14 protein-coding genes and 2 pseudogenes are annotated in these 18421 nt (G+C 69.5%); 13 read left to right on the top strand and 3 right to left on the bottom strand.

Annotated elements, in window-relative coordinates:
* The first annotated feature begins 132 nt into the window (after nt 1-132).
* The 3 genes and pseudogenes from ACZ51I_RS29755 (at nt 133) to ACZ51I_RS29745 (ending at nt 2708) form a co-directional block, all read left to right on the top strand.
* Nucleotides 133-657 carry a hypothetical protein gene (locus ACZ51I_RS29755; protein WP_468881956.1) on the top strand — a complete coding sequence of 175 codons (525 nt, stop codon included), beginning with the start codon at nt 133-135 and terminating at the stop codon, nt 655-657.
* Nucleotides 658-1622: 965 nt separating this feature from the next.
* Nucleotides 1623-1799 (top strand): hypothetical protein, encoded by a 177-nt coding sequence (locus tag ACZ51I_RS29750; protein WP_468881953.1) that lies wholly within the window; start codon nt 1623-1625, stop codon nt 1797-1799.
* Nucleotides 1800-1910: 111 nt separating this feature from the next.
* Nucleotides 1911-2708 (top strand): annotated as a pseudogene (locus ACZ51I_RS29745) (IS5 family transposase).
* 59 nt (nt 2709-2767) lie between these two features.
* On the opposite strand, the gene ACZ51I_RS29740 reads toward ACZ51I_RS29745, so the two are convergent.
* Nucleotides 2768-3031, bottom strand: coding sequence for a hypothetical protein (locus tag ACZ51I_RS29740; protein ID WP_468881951.1), 264 nt, complete (start codon nt 3029-3031; stop codon nt 2768-2770).
* Between the two features lie 731 nt (nt 3032-3762).
* On the opposite strand from ACZ51I_RS29740, the gene ACZ51I_RS29735 reads away from it, so the two are divergent.
* From ACZ51I_RS29735 to ACZ51I_RS29720, 4 genes and pseudogenes are all read left to right on the top strand, one after another.
* Nucleotides 3763-4026, top strand: coding sequence for a hypothetical protein (locus tag ACZ51I_RS29735; RefSeq protein ID WP_468881949.1), 264 nt, complete (start codon nt 3763-3765; stop codon nt 4024-4026).
* Nucleotides 4027-4346: 320 nt separating this feature from the next.
* Nucleotides 4347-5723: a S41 family peptidase gene (locus tag ACZ51I_RS29730; RefSeq protein WP_468881947.1), complete on the top strand. Its 1377-nt coding sequence runs from the start codon at nt 4347-4349 to the stop codon at nt 5721-5723.
* Between the two features lie 390 nt (nt 5724-6113).
* Nucleotides 6114-6536 (top strand): annotated as a pseudogene (locus ACZ51I_RS29725) (HNH endonuclease family protein); the annotation flags it as partial.
* Between the two features lie 285 nt (nt 6537-6821).
* Nucleotides 6822-6974 (top strand): hypothetical protein, encoded by a 153-nt coding sequence (locus ACZ51I_RS29720; protein WP_468881945.1) that lies wholly within the window; start codon nt 6822-6824, stop codon nt 6972-6974.
* 1045 nt (nt 6975-8019) lie between these two features.
* Here the strand turns inward: ACZ51I_RS29720 and ACZ51I_RS29715 are convergent.
* The gene (locus tag ACZ51I_RS29715; RefSeq protein ID WP_468881942.1) at nt 8020-8778 is read right to left on the bottom strand and encodes a MerR family transcriptional regulator; all 759 of its coding nucleotides are present in this window, start codon (nt 8776-8778) and stop codon (nt 8020-8022) included.
* Between the two features lie 735 nt (nt 8779-9513).
* On the opposite strand from ACZ51I_RS29715, the gene ku reads away from it, so the two are divergent.
* Nucleotides 9514-10098, top strand: coding sequence for a non-homologous end joining protein Ku (ku, locus tag ACZ51I_RS29710; protein ID WP_468881939.1), 585 nt, complete (start codon nt 9514-9516; stop codon nt 10096-10098).
* Nucleotides 10099-11141: 1043 nt separating this feature from the next.
* Complete coding sequence (locus tag ACZ51I_RS29705; RefSeq protein WP_468881936.1) at nt 11142-12530, top strand: aspartate ammonia-lyase; 1389 nt, start codon at nt 11142-11144, stop codon at nt 12528-12530.
* Between the two features lie 130 nt (nt 12531-12660).
* Here ACZ51I_RS29705 and ACZ51I_RS29700 read toward each other — a convergent pair whose 3' ends face one another.
* Nucleotides 12661-14094, bottom strand: a complete 1434-nt coding sequence (locus ACZ51I_RS29700) for a pre-peptidase C-terminal domain-containing protein (RefSeq protein ID WP_468881934.1) — start codon at nt 14092-14094, stop codon at nt 12661-12663.
* 309 nt (nt 14095-14403) lie between these two features.
* Here ACZ51I_RS29700 and ACZ51I_RS29695 point away from each other — a divergent pair, with 309 nt between their 5' ends.
* Genes ACZ51I_RS29695 through ACZ51I_RS29680 form a run of 4 tightly spaced genes read left to right on the top strand, consistent with a single transcriptional unit; the run spans nt 14404 to nt 18288 of the window.
* Complete coding sequence (locus ACZ51I_RS29695; RefSeq protein WP_468881931.1) at nt 14404-15345, top strand: ABC transporter substrate-binding protein; 942 nt, start codon at nt 14404-14406, stop codon at nt 15343-15345.
* A 2-nt stretch (nt 15346-15347) separates the two neighbouring features.
* Nucleotides 15348-16313, top strand: coding sequence for an amino acid ABC transporter permease (locus tag ACZ51I_RS29690; protein WP_468881928.1), 966 nt, complete (start codon nt 15348-15350; stop codon nt 16311-16313).
* Nucleotides 16310-17074, top strand: coding sequence for an amino acid ABC transporter ATP-binding protein (locus ACZ51I_RS29685; RefSeq protein ID WP_468881925.1), 765 nt, complete (start codon nt 16310-16312; stop codon nt 17072-17074). Before ACZ51I_RS29690 ends, ACZ51I_RS29685 begins: the two co-directional genes overlap by 4 nt.
* Nucleotides 17071-18288 carry a M20 family metallopeptidase gene (locus tag ACZ51I_RS29680; protein WP_468881922.1) on the top strand — a complete coding sequence of 406 codons (1218 nt, stop codon included), beginning with the start codon at nt 17071-17073 and terminating at the stop codon, nt 18286-18288. Before ACZ51I_RS29685 ends, ACZ51I_RS29680 begins: the two co-directional genes overlap by 4 nt.
* Nucleotides 18289-18421: the final 133 nt, after the last annotated feature.

Raw genomic sequence — 18421 nt, 5'->3', positions numbered from 1 at the left:
CCAGGTACGTGCGGCACTCTGCTGCCTCAATGCCTCAACTGCCAAGCCCCTAAGCGCTGTCCCGTAACTGGGCGGTGCCCCCTTACCGATCCCGGATCGGACCGTGTCGGTGGCCGGTGACAGGATCGAGGGGTGCTGATCAAGGGATACGATGTCGGCCCGTTGGTGGCGGGCGAGTCACTGCTGGCCCGCCCGGGCTTCTGGTCGAACTACCTTCTGGCGATGTGCAGCGACGGTGAGTGTGCTGAGCGGCCGGTTCCGGAGTGGTTCGGTGAGGACGGCGCCGATGCCGATGCCCTGTCCGAGGTCCTCTTCGATCCCGGACGCTGGCCGGTGTTCCGGGTGCCGACAGAAGATGGCCCCGGAGCCGTGGTGATCTACCGCAACCTGGATGGCGACTACGGCACCGACTACCTCGTCACCCCCTCCCCATGGCGGCCTCCCATGTCAGCCCACCCGGTTGCAATGGTTCAGCTGCCGGCGACTCCGCGATCTTCTGCGCCGCGCTCATGGCGATGGCTGCGGCTTCCTCACCACTCGCTCCCTTGGACGCCGCTCCCACTGCCGCCCAGGTTGCCGCTTCCACCTGTTCGGACCCGCCGAGCCGCTTGCGAACTGCCCAAGCCCGCCACTGTTCGTAGAGATCTTCCGCCATGACCGTCCCTTCTCGACCGCAGGTCTAAGCAGATTTCCAGAAGTTCTGCGCGTAACGGGTTGAAGTAATCTGTCGCGGAAGCTGTTGACTGGGTCCTTACCGGGCGTTAGATCCAGGTGTCACGATCGTCCGTCGTCCGTTCCGCCCGCAAGGTCGTGATCAGTATGCGCCCGCCCATCGTGTTCGCCAACGCCGCAGCCGCCGAGCGCGAACGACAAGGTGTAGGTGATCGTGACGTCCTCGGCGGGAGCGGTGCCGGTATTGGTGAAGGTCAGGATGTCGACCGGATAGGGGGCACCGCCCCGGGTCTGGATTTCCCGGGTGGCCTTCAGATCGGCGCTGGGCTTCCGGACATGCGGAGCCGGAAGTCGTGGTAGTGCTCGCTCCTATGGTCCCACGTGACCGCGTAGTCCTGCCCGCCGGCGCCGCTCGTCCAGGCGTGCGAGCCGGTCGATTGGACGAAGCCCCGCCCCGAGGCAGAAGCCCTCCGCCCGGGAGCAGCAGCGTTCGCCGCAGGCCACGGGCGGCAGCCGCAGCGACCCCGGGGCCTGCGGTCAGGTCCGAGTTCGCGGCCGCCGGCACCGCGCCCGCCCCCGCCACGCCGGATCCGAAGCCGCCCGCCGGCCCCCGGACGCCGGCCGAACCCACGCTCGTCGTCCCCCCCCCCGCGCCCCACCTATGCGCCGACCGTCCACTTCACCGCCGGGTCCGACTCGCAGACGGCATGACGGTGCGGCGGCATCATGCTGCTCGTCCATGGCCCGGTAGCTGTGATGCCGGGCCACGGACGGGCAGCCTCACGCTGTGACACCGGTGCCCGCCGTGCGCCGATACGGGCACGCGGCCTTCGCCTCGGCTCTCACCACCGCCCGGTCGCCGCCCTGCTTGCACCAGGTGCCGGCGACTGGACCCACCACCCGCGTGGCGTCGACCTGCACGGCGGGCGGTTGGGGACGACGCTGGGGGTGTGCCCAGGAAGACCAGGTCGCAGCTGGTGGTCGTGCTGCACCCGCCGTTCGAGCTGATGCAGCCCCGCCCGGTCGGGGTACTGCCCGCCGAGGCCGCGATGGCCGGCTCGGTGCTCTACGAGATCAAGGTCGACGGTTCTCCAGACATCCGCATGGGCCTCTTTCGAGTGATGTGACCTGGCCCGTTGCGGCTTCCGCTGCACGGTGGGCAGCCCTTACTGATCGTTTCAGAATGAGTTCGCTGCTGGGGGTTAGCGGTCGGGCTAGGTGGCGGCAGAGTATTGCTGGTGTCGGATGATCTTGTGCCTGATGAGCTGTGGGAACGTATCGCTCCACTGCTGCCGCCGCGGCGGCATCGGTATCCCGGGCGGTTGCCAGCGGACGACCGTGCGGCTCTTCGGGGCATCGTTTATGTGCTGCGCAAGAACGTGAGCTGGAGAGACGTGCCCGCCGAGGGGACAGGGTGCAGTGGGGTGACGGCCTGGCGGCGTCTGCGGGACTGGACCGAGGCCGGTGTCTGGCCCCGCCTGCACGAAGTCCTCCTGTCCGAACTACGCAAGGCCGGCCTGCTGGACATGGACGACTGTGCGATCGACGGCTCGCACGTCCGGGCCCTGAAAGGGGGCTCGCACCGGACCTTCGCCGGTAGACCGCGCGCGGCCGGGCAGCAAGCACCACCTGATCGTCGACCGGTACTGCACTCCTCTTGCCGTGACTCTGACCGGCGGAAACCGTCACGACGTCACCGAGCTGACACCGCTGCTGGACGCGATCCCTCGCATCCGCGGACTGGTCGGCCGCCTCGTCACCGGCCGGGCCGGCTGTTCGCCGACCGCGGCTGCGACTACGACAAGTACCGCCGCATCCTCCGGGCCCGCGGCATCACACCCAAGATCGCCCGTCGAGGCGTCCCGCACGGCTCCGGGCTGGGCAAGACCCGCTGGGTCGTGGAGCGGACCTTCGCCTGGCTCCACCAGTTCAAACGACTCCGCATCCGCTACGAGATAAGCGCCGACCTCCACCTCGGCCTGCTCCAACTCGCCTGCAGCATAATCTGCTTGAGACGCCTGCGAACCTCATTCTGAGACGATCAGTAAGTTGGTGCAGGGTAGCGAAGTCGGGTTCCTGCCCTTGCGAGCTGAACTCAGGTGAGGTCGAAGGTGACGCTCACGGAGCCGTCCCAGTCCGGTGCCTCCACGAGCGTGAGGGTTCCATCCTCGGCCTCGACGACTCGCACCGTGATCTCGCCGCAGTCCTCACCTGGAAACGCAATGGAGAAGTGGGGATCCATCTCCATGAGGAAGTCCCAGCCCTCGCGTTGGGTCGCGTCAAGGGCGTTGGCATGCCGACCGGTCGCCCGCCACTTGCCGTCCGCGTCGACAGTGGCAGGGATGTTGATGTCGTACATCTCAAGGCAAATCGACTGATTAGCCCACCATTCGAGGCGGGTTGCGGGACTGGCGTTGGTGGTCCAAGGAAAGACACCCCACTTCCCGTGGGGGGATGCAGGTGCAAGGCCTGCCCAGCGCTCGATCACCGCCCCGGCCTCCTCATGGAGGTCGGGGCCGTTTGCCGTGGCGTCTTGCCGGCAGCCTGGGCGAGAACCGCCAGGGCACTCCTCCCCGGTGGGAGTGGACCTCCATCGGGCCCCGGGTGCCGTCGCGTGCACCGTCAGCGTCGCGACCGCGCGGTGGTGCTTGAGGCGATTGATCTCGCCCTCCGCCGTGTGGCGCTGCTTGTAGTCGGACGTGTCGAACTTCGCCGGCCGACCTCTGTGGGAAATGCGCCTCTCGCGGTTGGCGATCTGGTCACGCTTCTCCAGAACTCTCCACGAGTCTGGCCAGGACGTCCACGGCGCCGCTGGTCAGACCCAGGACCGGCCCGGACGGCTGTACGGGTCAGACGAATTGAACACCGGACCGAATTGGGCGTGATGAGCCCTGCCGTGCCGGACTGTCAGTGAATCCACTACTACCAGGACGACGCCTGAGACCGACTCTCCCAGCAGGTCGGCAGCCGTATGGGTCGCGCCGCGTATCGGCAGGTCCGGGGCTGTCTGGAGCAGGGGGTCGGCATCCGGGTGCTCTGGAGTGGCCCCCTGGCGACCGCATGGGAGCGGCGGGGAAGGGATCGAGGTTGATGCCGGAATCAGCCGGCATCACGGCAGAGAGGAACCGCACGGTGGAGACATCTGAGCTGGAGAGCAAGGTCCAGAAGCTGGAGACGGGTCTGGCTGTGCAGGAGGCGTCCATGGCTGGGGCGCAGGCGACGCGGGCCGCGGCGCAGGCGGGCATGACCTCGACGTTCACCGCCACGCAGAGCGGTACGTGGGCGGTCATGGCTACGGGCAGCGCCGCGTTGATCGTGGGAATCTTCCTCGGTATGGCCATTGCCAAGGACTGACGGACCATTCCCGCCCTACCGGGAACACCGTCTGGCTTGACTTGACGGTAGGCGGCAGCGCTTCCGACGATTCCGAGCCCTGTCGTCGTGGGTATCGAGAGTCAGTTGGTGGACGGCGGTGGACTCGCCGAGGGATCGTGGGCTGAGCGCCGCCCCGACTGCCGCACCGAGCAGAAGACCCTCTACGAGGCCTTACTGCCGGTTGTGGGGGAGGGGCTGGCCCCACCCCCGATCAACCGGACAACCGGATGGCCGGGGCAACGCCGTGTCGGCGATGGTTGGGCCGTCCCGAGCAAGTCGCCCACAGAGAAGGCAAGATCGTGCGCATTGTCACGGTAACCGCCGTCGCGCTGGCCCTCGCCGGCCCAGCCACGCCGACCGCCACCGCCCAACAGACGACCACCGACGGAATCTGGCGCATGGACGGCTACGGCACAGTGCTATCCATCCGGAACGGAACTTTCCAGGAGTACCAGACCACGGCCGTCAGCTGCCTCAAGGGCGACTCCGCGCAGCGGACCGGCCCCGGCACCTACACCACGCCCGACGGTGTCGTCCTGACCGTGCGCGCCCAAGAAGACCGCGACCACGCGTTCCTGCGCGCGGACGCCTCCGTCGGCAGCCGGAACCTCCGGCGCATCCCGGCGCTGCCCGACGCCTGCGCGCGCCCGACGGCCGAGGAACCCCGCACGACCTTCGACGTCTTTTGGCAGACCTTCGAGGAGAACTACCCCTTCTTCGCGTCCAAGGGCATCGACTGGCACAAGGTCCGCGACCAGTACCGCCCCCAGGCGCACAACGGGACGACGAGGGATGAGCTCTATGCCGTCTTCAGCGAGATGGTCGAGCCGCTCCGCGACGCCCACGTCGCCGTCCAGGACGGCAACCGAGTCTTCTCCCAGGTCCGTCCCGGCACCGTCGTGCCCACCGGGGAACTGGACACCAAAGTCAAGAAGTTCATCACGGAGCGCGACCTCAAGGACGCCCGGAACCTCCAGGACTTCGCCCAGGGGCGGATCACCTACGCCGACCTCCCCGGCGGACAGGGCTATCTGCGGATCTCCGGCTTCGGCGGGTATGCGGGCGATGAGACTTCCTACGCCGCCCAGCTGGCCGAGCTCGACAGGGCACTGGACACGGTCCTCGGCCAGGAGCGCACCCAGCGCCTGAAGAGCCTGATCATCGACCTGCGCATCAACGGCGGTGGCTCCGACGCCCTGGGAATCCACATCGCCCAGCGCCTCACCGACACCCCCTACCTGGCCTACTCCAAGCAGGCGCGCAACGACCCCGCCGATCCCACCCGGCACACTCGCCCCCAACCCGTGTATGTCACGCCCGCCCCGGGACCCCGCCACACCGGGCCGATCGCCGTGCTGACCGGCGGCTCGACCTTCAGCGCGGGGGAGACTTTCACCCAGGCCCTCATGGACCGGCCCGGCAAGACGGTCCGGATCGGGCAGCCCACACAGGGCGTCTTCTCGGACGTCATGCCGCGCAAGCTCCCCAACGGCATGTCGGCCTGGCTGCCGAACGAAGAGTTCCTGACGCGGTCGGGCAGGACCTTCGACGGCACAGGCATTCCGCCGCACCTCACCGAGCCGGTCTTCACCAAGGAGGAGTTCGACAAGAAGAGGGACTCGGCCTTCGACAGGGCTGTGAACGTCCTTCGGAACTACAGCGGTACCACGAGCTGACGCAGGAGCAGTGGGACAACCCTCTGGGGATCACGGAAAGTCACTGACCACGCTCAGCATTACCGACAACTCGCGACAGTTGAATACTGCTTGCCCATGCCATTGGGCCGTACGAGGCCGCCTCCCCCGGCGTGTCGTAGTGCCTGCCGCGCGTAATTCGGTACGGTGAACCTGCCAGGCCAGGGACGGCCTGGAGGCGAGCGATCCGCCCGGGCGGAGCCGCAGAACAGCGCCACCCCCGGCCACGTCGTCTCCGACCTGGAGAGAGCCATGGCCGCCCGCCTCGGCATCCCCCTCGTGCAACGGACACGCATCTCGCACCAGCACACCTGACCTCCAGCCGACGCCCGAAGCACACCTGGGCGAGTCCGGCTCCACCGGGCGCAGCGCGTGGGCCCCGCACCGGGGAGGGTGCGGGGGCTGTCGGAGGGGGAGTGGGTGTCGTACTACGACGAGCAGGAGGTCACCGACCCGGGCAAGCTCGACATCGACCACATGGTCCCGCTTGCCGAGGCCTGGGACTCCGGTGCCTCCGCCTGGGACGCGAAGCGGCGCGAGGCGTACGCGAACGACCAGGACGCGGCCACCAGCCTGGTCGCGGTGACCGCGCGCACGAACCGCTAGAAGGCCGACCAGGACCCGGCCACCTGGATGCCGCCGGCTCCGAACGCCACCTGCCGCTACCTCGCCGAGTGGACCGCGACCAAGCTCCGCTGGGACCTTTCCGCCGACCAGCGCGAGATCGACGCCATCAACGTCTACGCCGGCGGCCCCTGCGAAATGACCGTCGTCCACTACACCCCCGCCCCGTAGCCCGCGCAGCTCACAGACTCATGCGCCAGGCCGCCCGCCGGCGGGTGCTCGTTTCGGCCGAAGCAACTCCAGGCCAGGCTGTCCGGGCTGCTCGGTCGGATCACTGGGTGTGGGTTGTGGGATCGGGGGCATGTGGGTGGTGAGCGCGTGGGACCGCTCTGGATATACAGGGCCTGCCGGACTTCCCCCCTTCCGGCGGCTCTTGGGTGGATGAACGGCCCGCACCGGGTGACGGTGCGGGCCGTTCGGCGTGCGGGCCCGTGATCCCGGGCGAAAGAGGACCGTGTGCCGGGCGGCGCCCGGCGGTCCCTCATACGGGAGGACGCGGAAGGCGCCGCCGAACTCGCCGGAGTCGTAGCGGAGATGCTGAAGCAGTTCGGGGAGACCAAGCGCACCCGCGACGTCCTCGCCTGGGCTGAGGCCTACACCAGCCGCTGACGGCCCGCCGCGCCCGCGCCTGCGCTCCTGAGAGCGCCACGGTCCGCCCGGCGCCGTCCCGGCGGCGGACCGACGGACCCGGGCATGCCGTTGCCGTAGGGTCAGGGCAGCCCGCGCCGATAGGGCGTGCGGGGGTGAGGCCCGGCGCCCAGACGCGCCCTGGGAGCAGTACCGCCGGGCCGCCACCATGACCGCTGTCGTTATCTATGGGCAATAGGTGATCGCCGCAAGCCGAGCGGATACTGGGACATGCAGGCACATGAGACAGGGCCGCAAAAGTGATTCGACCGTCCCATCGAGAGCAAGCCAGTCAAACGGACGTGGCACAGGCACCTTCAAGAGCTAGGTGTCCGGTCCCTCGCACGCGGTACTGACCAGGGTCTCCCAGTCCTCCACAGCATCTTGAGCGGCATCGCGCGCGGAGCGGGCGGTGCCCACACTGCTCTCCTTTGCCTCGATCACTGCCGAGGCTGCCCCGATGCGCGCAGGGCTGCGAGCTCACGCTCCTCTTCGCCCAGCCGATGGTGGCGGCTACAAATCTCCCCTGCGCCCGCTCCAGCCCCGCCTGGGCCTTCCGACATGACTCCGCACTACCCATCTCAGCAACTCCTCGCTGCACAACCGTCGGGTGAGGATCTCCGAGCAGTCTTTCTGGCTTGTCAGCGCTCCGTCCTTCGACTCGGCTCCATGGGTGAGCGCATCAGGCGTAGGAACTGACTCGGCAGGCGACGCGGCCGTGACTGCCCAGGGCGATACCTTGGTACCGCCCGGGCGCCGGACTGTGAGCGGGGCGGATCCGTACGACCAAGGGGGAGCTTATGGCCGCTTTTCCGGGACATCGCCTGGCTTTGTTCACGACTTTCGACAGCGATTATTCAACGCGTTGGAAGGCGGTCTTTCGTGGTGGGAAGTCGTTGTTCACGGGAATGGGCGGCACCGTGGTAGGGCGGCCGCGGCCGGTCCTCGGGATCGAACATCGCCGGACCGCCGTGACGTGACGCAACCGCCATCGCGGCTCTTTCCTCGATGGCGGTTGCGTCGTGTCTCAGTTCAGCCGGGTGGTGGCGTAGACCTCGATGGCGTCGCGCTGGTACGCGGCCAGGCCGGAAGCGATGGCCTCGTATGCGGCGCGCCACGTCTCGTTGTCGACGATGGAGCGCCCGATGGCCCGGTACTCCTCGGCGGAGACCGCGCGCAGTGCGGTCAGCGCCCGGTACTGGGCGTCGACCTCGGCCTGGACCGGGTCGGCGTCGGCCGGAAGGCCCGCGGCCATGAGTTCGGCCAGCCGGATCATCTGCGCGGTGCGCTCACGGTGCGCGTCGTCGGCGTCGGCCTGGCTCATCGCGTCGGCGCGTCGTGCCACCGCTTCGGCGAGTTCGGGGAAGTCGCGCATGTTCTCCTCGTACTGGGAGGGCGCCACGCCTTCGAAGAGGTTCTCCGGTCGGTTGATGGTCATGGGGTTGCCGTCCTTCCTGGACTGCTCCAGTTCGGCTATCGTGCGGGAAACCGTGCCGGCCAGCGTGTCGAGCCGGTCCCGTTCCTCGAGGAGGCGTTGGTGGTGGCCCCGCAGGGCATCCACCTCGTCGACCTGCTCGGACAGGATCCGGCCGATCTCCGGCACCCCGACGCCCAGCGCCCGCAACACGAGGATCTGTTGCAGCCGCAGCAGCTGGCGCTCCCCGTAGTAGCGGTGCCCGTTGGCCCCGGTCCGGGCCGGCGGCAGCAAGCCCGTCTCGTCGTAGTGACGCAGTGTCCGGGCGGTTACGCCCGACATCCGGGCCACCTCTGAGATCGGCCAGTCCATCACGACTCCTGCACATGTGTGTCGCCGGGCCGGTTTCTCCGGCCCTGGTCACGACGGTAGGAGCTGCCGCAACGGCAACTTCAACCCCGAGACCCGAGATCCTCGCAATCGAACGCGCACGGTCCACAATCCCAGCCTCAGACTGCTGTCGAATCTCGTGAACATCCGGACCGGGCCCAGAGCCCCGGTGCCTCCCGAATCGCTGTAGAAACGCTGTCGTCTCCCGCGAACAGAGCCACCCGGCAGGGGTGCCGCCACTTCGGCGTGCGCACCCCTCCGCGTATCGCACGGGCGGATCACCTTCCCGAAGTCGTTCTTTCACCTCGTTCGAGGACGACTACGCGGCATGGGCTGCCCGCCCTTCAGCTTCCGCCCGCGCGGCTCACGGCTGGGACGGCACCGAGCCCCCGCACGAGTGGTACACCCGGATCTTCGCGCCCGCGTGGTGATGCCCGCGCCGCGTCAACCGAACGCCCTGGCGATGTCGTAGCGCGGTTCGGGGTGGTGCCGTGAGCGGCTACTGTGGCGCCGGCCCCGGTGTCGACTGGTCGTTGCCCCCGCTGCCCCGCCCGGTCCCCTGCCCCTCTGTGCAGGGGACCGGATGTGTTCCACAGGCCCTCGCCCGGTCCCCTGCGCAGCGCCGTCCCCGTGCGATCACAGGGTGGGTCTGCCTAGCCTGTGAGCACGTCCAGGGGGGCCCGGAGGAGCGCGACACGATGCCCCGAGCCATTCGAAGTGCTCACCGAGGACGAGATCGGCCGGGCGTACGAGGTCACGAAGGACCAGCTGATCCCGGTCACGGAGGAGGACCTCTCCGGCATGCCGCTGCCCACCGCGCGCGCCGTCGAGGTCGTCGCCTTCATCGCCGCCGACAGCGTCGACCCCGTCACGTACGGGGTCGACGACTACTACGCGCGGCCGAAGGGCGACGTCGCGAACAAGCCGTACACCCTCCTCCGGCAGGCGCTCGAGAGGACCGAGAAGGTCGCCGTGGTGAAGTACGCGCTGCGGGGCCGGGAGCGGCTCGGGCTGCTGCGCCCGGTCGGTGACGCGCTGAGTATCCAGGGCTTGCACTGGGGCGATGAGATCCGTTCCCCTGCCGACCTCGCCCCGCCCGAGGTCGAGGTGAGCGAGCAGGAGATCGAGGGTGCCCGCGCGCTCATGGACACCATGGCCGTGGAGCACCTGGACGCCCTCGGCGAAACCCTCACCGACCACTACACGCAGGCCCTCCACGAGGTGATCAGCGCCAAGGCCGAGCACCGCGAGCCTGCGCCGGTCAGGTCGAGGAAGCCCCGTCGGCCCCGGTGGTGGACCTGATGGCCGCGCTGGAGGCGTCGGTGGCCAAGGCGAAGGAATCCCGTGGCGAAGCCGGCGGGGGCGAGGCGACCGTGCACGAGATGCCGAAGCCGAAGAAGAAGGCCGCACACCCCCACCCCGTACTGCACCGAGCACGGCACCACCGCAGAGCCCGCCATGGAGTGGCACCCCGCCGGCGGCATCCGCTGCACCGCACTCCACCACGCACACACGGCCGCCCTCTCGGCCTCGGGGGCGTAGCCCAGAGCCGGGCGCGGGCACGCAAAAGGCCGGCCCCCTTGCCGCCAAAGCGGGTGATACGGGGGACCGGCCAACCGAAAACATCCGAAAAGGAATCCACCGCCAGCGTAGACCCCGCACCATCCCCGGCGCGGGCGCAGGCGCCGCCCTACGCCCCTGGCACGTCCTGCCCCGCTGTGGGCGCAGCAAGACGGCCGGGCGCACCACGGCGCGGCACAGGCCCTTTTCTCGCGGGGTAGGCGGGTCGGGGCGCGGCACCGGCCGCCGCCTGCCACGCGGCAGGGGCACCGGGAGTCCGCTGCGCTCCCTCCCTCGCTGCGCGGCCCCTGCGGGCGCTGCGCGCCTGGCGCGTGCTGCGGGAGCACGCTGCGCGCTCTCCCTTGCCAACCCCGCTACGCGGAGCCGGGCCCCGACTCGCTGCGCTCGCAGATCGCGTGCAGGGACTGCCCGAGGACTCCGGCTACTTCGAGGTGTGGCGGAAGGACAGCAGCCTCACCAAGCTCGTCTCCCTGGGCGTCCTGGGCCCCGACGCCGCGCCGTCCTGTCGGCCCCGGACACCATCGTCCTGCGCGACTCCTCCGTCATGGACGTCTCCGTCCAGCCCTACAACGGGAAGCCGGACCGCTCCGGTGAATGCTCGTCCGGGGTACCGACGCCGGGTAACCCCGTGCGGTCGGTAGCCGGGCAGCCGTGCCCATGCCGTAATGCTTGATTCACTATATCGGTTGCGTGTCGAATTGTAATGCCCGATACTTTGTGGCGGGTGGCGCGCGAGCCGCCCGTGCCGACAGCGAGGGGACGACATGCGACGCGAAGAGCGCGATCTCATCGGTGTGCGAGAAGTGCCGGAGGACGTGTACTGGGGCATCCACACCCTGCGCGCGGTGGAGAACTTCCCCCTCACGGGCATCCCCCTCTCGTCGCATCCCGAACTCGTCGTCGCGCTGGCCGCGGTGAAGGAGGCGGCCGCGCTGGCCCACCTGGAGCTGGGGACCCTTTCCGAGCAACGCGCCCGGGCCATCGTGGCGGCGTGCCGGGAGATCCGTGCGGGTCGCCTGCACGACCAGTTCGTCGTCGACGTCTTCCAGGGTGGGGCGGGAACCTCGGCGAACATGAACGCCAACGAGGTCATCGCCAACCGGGCGCTCGAAATCCTGGGGCACCCGCGCGCCGGCTATGAGCACCTTCACCCCAATGACGACGTGAACCGCTCCCAGAGCACCAACGACGTGTATCCCACCGCGGCCAAGCTGGCGGTGTACGCCTCCGCGGGGCGGCTGCTCGACGCGATGACCGTGCTGCGCGACGCCTTCGGCGACCGGGGCGGGCACTTCGCGAAGACGGTGAAGCTCGGGCGCACCCAGTTGCAGGACGCCGTGCCGATGACGCTGGGTCGGGAGTTCGACGTGTTCGCCCTCACCGTACGAGACGATGCCGACCTCATCGGCCTGGCCGCCGCGTCCCTCCTGGAGGTGAACCTGGGGGGCACGGCGATCGGCACCGGCCTCAACGCGGACGAGGGCTTCGCACGTCTGGCAGTCGCCCACCTCGAAGCGGTCACGTGCGTGCCGGTCCGTCCCGCCCGCGACCTGGTGGAGAGCACGCAGGGAATCGGTGGCTTCGTCCGGTTCTCCGGCGCCCTCCGTCAGTTCGCCGTACGGCTGTCCAAGATCTGCAACGACCTCAGGCTGCTGGCCTCGGGCCCCGGGGCGGGCCTCGGCGAGATCCGGCTGCCGGAGCTCCAGGCCGGGTCGAGCATCATGCCGGGCAAGATCAATCCTGTGATGCCCGAGGCCGTGAACCAGGTTTGCTTCGATGTCTTCGGCGCGGACGCCGCCGTCTGCGCGGCGGCCCAGGCGGGTCAGCTCCAGCTGAACGCCTTCGAACCCCTCATGGTCCACCACCTGCTCAACTCCGCGAACCGGCTCGCCGCCGCCTGCCGGCTCCTGGCCGAGTGCTGCGTCGCCGGCATCGAGGCCGACGAGGAGCGGTTGCACGCTCTGGTGGAGAGGAGCGCCGGCCTCGCCACCGCGCTGAACCCGGTCATCGGCTACCAGCGATCCACGGCGTTGGCGCGGGAATGCCGGGAGTCGGGGGTTCCCGTCCGGGAGCTGGCGGCCCGCGACGGGCTACTCACCGACGGGGAACTCGACGAGCTGCTCGATCCGTGGCGCCTTGCTCGGCCGAGCTGAGCACCGGCCGAGCTGAGCGCCGCCCGTGCTGAGCCCCGGCAACGCGGAGTCCCGGCCGGGTCGTCATGTGCAGTACGGGATGCCCGCGGGGCCCGGCCGCGTGTGCGAGGGCCCCGCGGGATCGACTGCCTCAGCTTCTGGTGAGCGTGCAGGTGTAGGCGGCCGAACCGGAGCCGCTGTAGGCCTCCACGTCGAGGTAGTAGGTGCCCGTCCCGGTCGCGGTCCTGGTGAGCGACAGGGATTCGTCGGTGCCCGCCCCGTCGTTCACGGAACGGGTCAGGGTGCTGCCGTTCGCGTTGAGCCAGTACACGTCGGCGTCGTAGGCGGAGGGTACGGCGCAGTTCACCGAGACGGTCTGCCCGGCAGCCGCGGAGACCTTGAAGTAGTCGCGGTCGCTGGTCGACTTCATGCTGCCCGTGAGGGTGCCGGGCGGGGCGAGCGCGGTGGCGTCGTCGGCCGCGTCGCGCGTGTCGTTGGGCTCGCTCTCCGCGACCGTGGACCCGCCGCCGCCCTGGCTGCCGCAGTCGGAAACGGGCGTCCCGTTGTAGAGGTTGGCGTCGGTCACGCCGTTCGTGACGCTGCGCAGGTAGTAGCCGCAGGTGGGGCGGTTCTTGAAGTCGAAGGTGGAGCCCGGCGTCAGACGCCAGATCTTGAAGCCGCTGTAGGTGAGCGGCTTCCTGTCGATGGCCTGCTCCGGCTGGTGGTCGGCGAGGACGACGTAGGCGTCCTTGCCGTACTGCGTCGCCATGCCGTTGCGGTCGAGGAACAGCGACCCGCCGCCCTCCTCCACCCCGACGCCCCAGGCGGAGCCGCCGGGCGCGAGGCCGTCCTTCACGGCGCGCGCCAGGAAGGACATGGTGCGGCCCATGCGGTCGCGGGTCACGAAGTGGGAGTCATTGATGACGGCCCCGTAGTTCGCCCATTCGAACATGCCGGTGGTGAAGCTGACGTACCGGTCGTAGGGGTTGGCGAGGGCCTCCGCGCTGGTGACGCTGCCGTTGCAGGCGTCGTAGACGATCGGGCTGTTGATGTGGTGGCCCGCGCTGCCGCCGCCGGAACCGCCGCCCTTGGCGACGACCGCCTCGACGGAGGCCTCCAGGGCGGTTCCCTTCCAGGCGGTGTAGCGGCACTGGTCGCCGCCGGCGAAGTAGACGAACTCGGCGTTGCGGACGTCGGTGTTCATCTGGCTGTTGTTGCCGTCGGACGCCGTCGTCAGCGTCCACGTCGTACAGGAGTTCACGCCGGTCAACCCCGTGATCGTGTCACACTCCGGAGTCTTGCTGCCCGACGTCGGCGCCGACCCGGCCAGGACGACCACGTCGAGGCTCCCGGTGCCGCCGCGTATCTCGTCGATGGCCCTGGTCATCGAGGCCGTCACGATGCCGCCGGCTCCGTTCATCGTGAACGCCGGGCCGTTCCACGTGCTGCGGCTGACGTCGGACGCGCTGCCGAGCCTGATCCGGTCGGCCGCCGCCTGCGCCGGCTGATGCGCCATCAGTACGGAGGCCATCGCGGTGAGGACGACGGCAGCTGCCGCGGGGGTCCTGAAGGGACGGTGTGTCATGTGCACTCCTGGAAAGGGGCGAACTCGATGTCGCGGCCGTCGGGCGAGGGCTGCGGGATTGGTAGCGGAACATACAAGTAATGGTCTGGATGGGGAAGATGTAAGTCCGGAACAGCGCCCAGCCCGCCGCAATTGAGCCACGAATGCACGCAAAAAACGCCCAAATCATCCCAACGGCTGGGCTGAAACTCTCGTTACGTGAACGTAATGGGACTTACATCTAGTCATCGCATGGGTTCCTCTGTAACTTCGCAGCAGTGCCTGGCGGTCAGACTCCGCCGGCAGATAACCACCGAGAGGTTCCAGGCGATGAACGCTCTTATCGCGCGCCCCGCGGCCGCCGCCGCCGTCGCGGCGACCATGCTCCTGTCCCTGTCCGCCTGCGGCGGCGACGAGCCCGCCGCCCCGTCGGGCAAGGTCGTCATCGGCGGCGTGGAGATCGTGAAGGACCAGAAGCTGCACGACCTGCTCCCCGAGAAGATCAAGAAGGCCGGTGAGGTGCGCGTCGCGACGGACGTGCCGTACCCGCCCTTCGAGATGTACGTGAAGGAGGGGGAGACCGAGCTGACCGGCCTGGACTACGACCTCGGCCAGGCCCTCGGCGCCAAGCTGGGCGTCACCTTCGCCTTCTCCCCGCAGAAGTTCGACGGCATCGTCCCCGCCCTCCAGGCCGGCAAGTTCGACGTGGCGATGTCCGCCATCACGGACAACATGGAGCGCCAGAAGGTCGTCGACTTCGTCGACTACTCCCAGTCCGGCTCCGGCATCCTCGTCGGCGACGGCAACCCGGCGAAGGTGACCACCCTCGACGACCTGTGCGGACGGAAGGTCGCCGTCCAGGCCGCGACCAACCAGCTCGGCCTGCTCAAGTCCCACCAGGCCGCCTGCTCCGGCGCGGGCAAGGGCAAGATCGACATCCAGACCTTCCCCAAGGACTCGGACGCCCAGCTCGCCCTGCGCTCCGGCAAGGTCGTCGCCCAGGTGCTGACCAAGCCCGCCGCCGGCTGGGTCGCCAAGACGGCCGACAGCGGCAAGGCCTTCGACCTCGTCGAGGACCCCGCCGCCCCGGGCGGCTACAACGCCTCGCCCAACGGCATCGCGGTCAGCAAGCAGCTGCCCGAGCTGACGGACGCCCTCCAGAAGGCGCTCCAGTCCCTCATCGACGACGGCACCCTGATCAAGATCTACAACAAGTACGGCGTCCCGTCGATCGCGGTGAAGGAAGCCACCAAGAACGCGGCGGTGGACTAAAGATGGCCGGCACCACCAAGGTCCCGCAGAACAGGACCCCCACGCACCAGCCCCCCACCGGGGAACTCGAGATCGTCCCCGTCCGCAACTACGCGCGCTGGACCGCGGCCGTCGCCTCGGTACTCGCCCTCCTCGGACTGATCGGTTCCCTCGCCAAGAACGACAACCTGCACTGGAACGTCGTCGGTGACTACCTCTTCGCCGACCTCATCTTCGACGGTCTCGCGACCACCCTCTGGCTCACCGCCGCCGCCATGCTGCTCGGGCTGGTCCTCGGCACGCTGATCGCCGTCATGCGTCTCTCGTCCAGCCCCGTGCTGTACGGACTCGCCAACGCGTTCGTCTGGGTCTTCCGCGGAACCCCGCTGCTCGTCCAGATCATCTTCTGGGGCTACGCCGCCGCGCTCTACAAGTACGTCAAGATCGGCGTCCCCTTCACCGAGATCACGTTCTTCCAGGCCGAGACCAACGCGCTGCTGACACCGGCGATCGCCGCCCTCCTGGCCCTCGGCCTGAACGAGGCGGCCTACGCCTCGGAGATCGTCCGCGCCGGCATCCAGTCCGTCGACCCCGGGCAGGCCGAGGCCGCGCACTCGCTCGGCATGCGGCCCGCGCTGACCATGCGCCGGATCGTCCTGCCGCAGGCCATGCGCGTGATCATCCCGCCGATGGGCAACGAGACCATCAACATGCTCAAGATGACCGCGCTCGTCTCGGTCATCTCCGCCCACGACCTGATGTCGAACATCCAGGACGTGTACGCACAGAACTACCAGGTCATCCCCATGCTGGTCGTGGCCAGCATCTGGTACCTGGCCCTCGTCACCCTCCTCAGCCTGCCCCAGGCCTGGCTGGAGCGGCGTTACGGCCGCGGGACCACCCGCGCCGGACACGTCTCGCCCTTCCGGCGCCTCCTCGGCGGAACGGTGGAGCGGCTCGGCAAGAACAGCAAGGAGCAGAACCGATGAGCACCCCCATGGTGCGCGCCGAAGGCGTACGCAAGCACTTCGGGAGGCTCGAGGTCCTCAAGGGCATCGACCTCACCGTGGAGCGCGGCCAGGTGTGCTGCCTCCTCGGCCCCTCCGGATCCGGGAAGTCCACCTTCCTGCGCTGCATCAACCACCTGGAGAAGGTCGACGGCGGCCGGCTCACCGTCGACGGGGAGCTCGTCGGCTACCGCCAGCAGGGCAACAAGCTCCACGAGCTGCGCGAGCGCGAAGTCGCGGACCGCCGCCGCGACATCGGCATGGTCTTCCAGCGCTTCAACCTCTTCCCCCACATGACGGCCGTCGAGAACGTCATGGAGGCCCCCGTCAAGGTCGCGCGCGTCTCCCGCGCCGACGCCCGGGAGCAGGCCCACGCCCTCCTCGGCCAGGTCGGTCTCGGCGACCGCGGGCACCACTACCCGGCCGAACTGTCCGGCGGACAGCAGCAGCGCGTCGCCATCGCCCGCGCGCTCGCCATGAAGCCCAAACTGATGCTCTTCGACGAGCCGACCTCCGCGCTGGACCCCGAGCTCGTCGGAGACGTCCTGGACGTCATGCGGCAGCTCGCCGCGGACGGCATGACGATGGTCGTCGTCACCCACGAGATCGGCTTCGCCCGCGAGGTCGGCGACACCGCCGTCTTCATGGACGAGGGCGTCGTCGTGGAGGCAGGCGATCCCCGCCAGGTGCTCGTCGACCCGGAGCAGGAGCGCACCCGCGCCTTCCTGTCCAAGGTCCTGTGAGCGCCCCCGCCCGCCGCCAGGAGAGGCTCGACGACCTCCTGGACCTGGCCCGAGCCCGCCGCGCCGACTACCTGCGCGACCTGGAGGAGCTCGTCTCCGTCGACTCCGGCTCCTACAGCGCCGAAGGCGTCAACCAGGTCGCCGACTGGATCGAGCGCCGGCTCGAACGGCTCGGGTTCGCCGTGGAACGCGTCCGCTTCCCGTCGACGCCCGACGGACACCGGACCGGTGACGCCCTCGTCGGCCGCCGACGCGGCACGCTGCCCGAGTCGGAGGGAGGCCGCAGGATCCTCCTCGCCGGCCACATGGACACCGTCTTCGAGAACGGCACCGCGGCCGCCCGCCCCCTCCGGATCGACGGCTCCACGGCGTACGGCCCCGGCGTCAGCGACGACAAGGGTGGCCTGCTCGCCGGACTCACGGCCCTGGAGATCCTCGGCGACCTCGGCGTCGACGCGTACGACGAGCTGGTCCTGCTCGCCACCCCCGACGAGGAGATCGGCTCGCCCGCCAGCCGACCGCTGATCGAGAAGACGGCCGGCGGCGTGCACTTCGGACTCGGCCTCGAATGCGCCCGGGAGAACGGCGACCTCGTCATCGCCCGCAAGGGCGTCGCCGATTTCCGTCTCACCGTCACCGGCCGGGCCGCACACGCCGGCATCGAACCCGAGCGGGGTGCCAACGCCGCCCTCGCCGCCGCCCACCTCACCGTCGCGCTCCAGGCCCTCAACGGCCACTGGGACGACGTGACCGTCAACGTCGGCGTCGTCCGGGCCGGAACCCGCGCCAACATCGTCTGCCCCCAGGCGGAACTGTGCATCGAGGTGCGCGCTGCCACGACGGCCGACATCCAGCGCGTCACCCGGGCCATCCGCGAAGCCGCCGACCAGCCCGGCGTCCCCGGCGTCACGGTCGAGGTCGAGCAACTCGACCTGTGCCCGCCGATGGAGGACACCCCCGCCTCCCGGCGGATGTTCGACCACGCGCGCACCGCGGCCCGAGCGGCCGGCATCGAGCTGGGCGCCGCCGCCACCGGCGGCGTGGGGGACGCCAACCTCATCGCCGGCGCGGGAATCCCCGTCCTGGACGGCCTGGGCCCGGTCGGTGGCGCCGACCACACGCCCCAGGAGTGGCTCGACGTCACCAGCGTTCCGCAGCGCATCGCCCTCCTCGCCGACCTGATCGCCTCCCTGGGCACGGCCGGCACCACCTGACGACACCGACGCAGCCCGGCGCCGACGCCGACGCACTGCGGAGGGAAGCCCCGCTTCCCCTCCGCTGCGGGTACGGCGCCGACGCCGCTGGAGGCGTCCGCCACCGGCCCCGGCCACGCGCCCCCGCCCCACG

Source organism: Streptomyces sp. NPDC034084, from assembly GCF_055575535.1.
This window is presented reverse-complemented; position numbering and strand designations above follow the sequence as displayed.

Coding starts and splice junctions, on each gene's coding strand:
- ACZ51I_RS29740 (WP_468881951.1), bottom strand. CDS start 3,031: ATGTACGACATCAACATCCCTGCCACTGTCGACGCGGACGGCAAGTGG.
- ACZ51I_RS29735 (WP_468881949.1), top strand. CDS start 3,763: ATGCCGGAATCAGCCGGCATCACGGCAGAGAGGAACCGCACGGTGGAG.
- ACZ51I_RS29715 (WP_468881942.1), bottom strand. CDS start 8,778: ATGGACTGGCCGATCTCAGAGGTGGCCCGGATGTCGGGCGTAACCGCC.
- ACZ51I_RS29705 (WP_468881936.1), top strand. CDS start 11,142: ATGCGACGCGAAGAGCGCGATCTCATCGGTGTGCGAGAAGTGCCGGAG.
- ACZ51I_RS29700 (WP_468881934.1), bottom strand. CDS start 14,094: ATGACACACCGTCCCTTCAGGACCCCCGCGGCAGCTGCCGTCGTCCTC.
- ACZ51I_RS29695 (WP_468881931.1), top strand. CDS start 14,404: ATGAACGCTCTTATCGCGCGCCCCGCGGCCGCCGCCGCCGTCGCGGCG.
- ACZ51I_RS29690 (WP_468881928.1), top strand. CDS start 15,348: ATGGCCGGCACCACCAAGGTCCCGCAGAACAGGACCCCCACGCACCAG.
- ACZ51I_RS29685 (WP_468881925.1), top strand. CDS start 16,310: ATGAGCACCCCCATGGTGCGCGCCGAAGGCGTACGCAAGCACTTCGGG.